This window comes from Actinotalea ferrariae CF5-4, assembly GCF_000603945.1.
Classification (GTDB): Bacteria; Actinomycetota; Actinomycetes; order Actinomycetales; family Cellulomonadaceae; genus Actinotalea; species Actinotalea ferrariae.
On record NZ_AXCW01000177.1, the window covers coordinates 1 to 3,082 of the forward strand.

3 protein-coding genes are annotated in these 3,082 nt (G+C 77.6%); 1 reads left to right on the forward strand and 2 read right to left on the reverse strand.

The features are described from left to right. Positions 1-644: dTMP kinase (gene tmk / locus N866_RS13675; RefSeq protein ID WP_052023056.1), on the reverse strand; the 644-nt coding region annotated here is incomplete at its 3' end. 102 nt (positions 645-746) lie between these two features. Next, complete coding sequence (locus tag N866_RS13680; protein WP_034227292.1) at positions 747-1,754, reverse strand: Gfo/Idh/MocA family protein; 1,008 nt, start codon at positions 1,752-1,754, stop codon at positions 747-749. A 109-nt stretch (positions 1,755-1,863) separates the two neighbouring features. Between N866_RS13680 and N866_RS13685 the strand changes: the two genes are divergently transcribed. Next, on the forward strand, positions 1,864-2,928 hold the full coding sequence (locus N866_RS13685; protein WP_034227295.1) for a PfkB family carbohydrate kinase: 1,065 nt from the start codon (positions 1,864-1,866) through the stop codon (positions 2,926-2,928). The last annotated feature ends 154 nt before the right edge of the window (positions 2,929-3,082 follow it).

Consider the following 3,082-nt stretch of genomic DNA (forward strand, 5'->3'; position numbering starts at 1 on the left):
ACGCGGTCGCCGGTGGCCGGGTGGGCGACGACGCCCTCGGTGCTCGCGCCCATCGGGAGCAGCGCCGCGGTGCGCGCCCGGACCTGCTGCTGGACCGCCTCGATCCCGTGCGCGGCGTCGACGACGAGCCAGCGCGGCGTCGTCGCGCGCGCCAGGAAGGCTCGGCGGGTCCGCTCGTGGAACTCCGCGCCGGCCCGCTCCAGCCGGTCGGGCGTCCCGGTCAGCCGGGCCAGCCCGACGGCGGGGTCGAGGTCCAGCAGGACCGTGAGGTCCGGCAGGAGGCCCTCGGTCGCCCAGAGCGACAGCTGCTCGACCTCCCGCGCGCCGAGCAGCCGGCCGTCGCCCTGGTAGGCGACGGAGGAGTCCAGGTAGCGGTCGGTGAGGACGACCGCGCCGCGCTCGAGGGCGGGGCGCACGACCGTGTCCACGTGGTGGGCCCGGTCGGCGGCGTAGAGCAGGGCCTCGGCGCGCGCCCCCATGTGGTCACCGTGCAGCACCGCCTCGCGGAGCTGCCGGCCCAGCGGCGTGCCCCCGGGCTCCCGCGTGGTCACGACCTCGTGCCCGGAGGCGCGCAGCCACCCGGCGAGCAGCTCCAGCTGGGTCGACTTGCCGACGCCGTCCCCGCCCTCGAACGACACGAACAGACCGGGGTGCCCGCGGTGCCCGGACGCCGTCGGGGCAGGCGGGGGCTCGAGCGGCTCGGTCGTCACGGCGTCAGGGTAGTGCGACGGCCCGACACGGCCGCCTCACTCCCCGGGGTAGGAGACCCCGACCTGCCGGCGGACGTCGTCCATGGTGCGCAAGACGTCGAGCGTGTCCGACCAGCTCATCACCGGGCTCTGCGTGGCGCCGTCGGCGATGCAGCGGGCGGCCTCCGCCGCCTGGTACTGGAAGCCGCCGTCGACGGGGTGCGCGTACTCCCACCGGCCGCCGTCGTCGCGGACGACGCGGAACGACGTCGGGCGGTAGAAGTCGCTCGCCACCTCCACCCGGCCCTCCGTGCCGCCCACGACCGCCGTCGTCGCCGTGCGCGACCAGAGCGTGGTGTGCAGCGAGGCCTGGACGCGGTCGCCGAACCCGAGGGCCATGCTGATCTGCCCGTCCACGCCGGTGGGCGTGAGCGAGCCCGTCGCGAGCACGCGGTCCGGCCGGCCGAGGAGGTCGTGCGCGAAGGCCACGGGGTAGACGCCGAGGTCCAGGAGTGCGCCCCCGGCGAGGTCCGGGTTCAGGAGGCGGTGCGTGTGCGGCAGGTGGCCGAACGCCTGACCGTGGTCGGCCAGCAGCGAGACGACCTCGCCGATCTCGCCCCGCTCCAGCACGGACCGCAGCGCGACGACGTGCGGGAGGAACCGCGTCCACATCGCCTCCATGCAGAACACGCCCGCGGCGCGCGCGGCGTCCAGGACCTCCCGCGCCTCGGCCTCGTTGCGGGCGAAGGCCTTCTCCACGAGCACGTGCTTGCCCGCGGCGATCGCCAGCAGGGCGTGGTCCCGGTGCTCGGAGTGCGGGGACGCGACGTAGACGGCCTCGACCGTGTCGTCCTGCACGAGCTCCTCGTAGCTGCCGTACGCCGCCGGCACGTCGTACCGGGAGGCGAACTGCTCGGCGCGGGCGAGGCTGCGCGAGCCGACCGCCGCGACGGTCGAGCGGGTGTGACCGAGGACCGCCTCGGCGAAGGCGTGCGCGATGCCTCCGGGCGCGAGGACCCCCCAGCGGATCGAGGGGGCGGTGCGCGGGTCCTCGGGATAGGTCATGCCGGTGAACTTACCGCCGTCGGCGGGGCCGCGGCAGGCTCCTCGGCGGTGGGGCGGCAGCGGGGCGGCAGTGGGGACTCGGCGGGTGGCGGCGACCTACGCTGCTCCCGTGCCCCCCTCCCCGCTCGTGCTCGCGTGCGGCCTGACGACGCTCGACGTCCGGCAGACCGTCGACCGCGTCCCCGGTCCCGACGAGAAGGTGGTCGCCCGGGACCTCGCCGTCGAGGTCGGCGGACCGGCGGCGAACGCCGCGACCACCTGCACGGCGCTCGGGGTCCGCGCCCGGCTGCTGACCCGCGTGGGTGGGGCCGCCGTGGGTCGCATCGCGGGCGAGGACCTGGCCCGGCACGGCGTGCAGGTGCTGGACCTGGCCGGCCCCGACGACGCCCCGGCCGTGTCGACCGTGCTCGTCACCGCCGCGACGGGCCAGCGGGCGGTCGCGTCGGTGAACGCGACCCTCGCCACCCGTCCTGGTGCGGGGTCCGGTGCGGGGTCCGGCGCAGGCTCCGACGCGGGGCCCGGTGCAGCACCCGGATCCCGACCCGACGCGCGCCTCGACGCGGCGCTCGACGGCGTCACCGCCGTCCTCGTCGACGGCCACCACCTCGACCTGGCGGTGCCGGTCGCCGCGACCGCCCGGGCGCGCGGCGTCGTCGTCGTGCTCGACGGCGGGTCGTGGAAGCCGGGGCTGGAGCGGCTGCTGGCGCACGTGGACGTCGCCGTGCTCTCCGCAGACTTCCGGCTGCCCGACGGCCCCGGCAGGGAGGGCAGGGAGGGCAGGGAGGGCAGGGAGGGCAGGGAGGGCAGGGACGGAGCCGACCTGCTCGAGGCGGTGCGCGCGCTGGGGCCGGCGGTGGCGGCGCAGTCGCACGGCGAGGGGGCCGTGGAGGTGCGCTCCGCGGCCGGTGCCCAGCACGTGACGGTGCCGCCCGTCGCGGTCGTCGACACGCTCGGCGCGGGGGACGTCCTGCACGGTGCGACGGTCGCCTGGCTCGCCTGCGTGGCGGGGCGGCGCGAGGCACCTGGGGACGGCGGCTCGGAAGCCCTGGACGCGTTCGACGCCCTGCGCTTCGCCGTCACCGTGGCCTCGGCCTCGTGCGCCGCCCCCGGGGCCCGGGGGTGGACCGCCGACGCCGGCGCGGTGGACCGGTTCCGCGCGGCGCTCCCGCGCTGACCGCCGGCGCGACGGACGGGGCGGTCAGGCGGGCAGGGCCGTCAGGCGGGCGGAGCCGTCAGGCCGGCGGAGCCGTCACGCGGCCAGACGGACCGGCCGACGCAGCGAGGACTCCCCGCGCTCCCACGCGGCGAGCATGGCGGCCCCCCCCCCC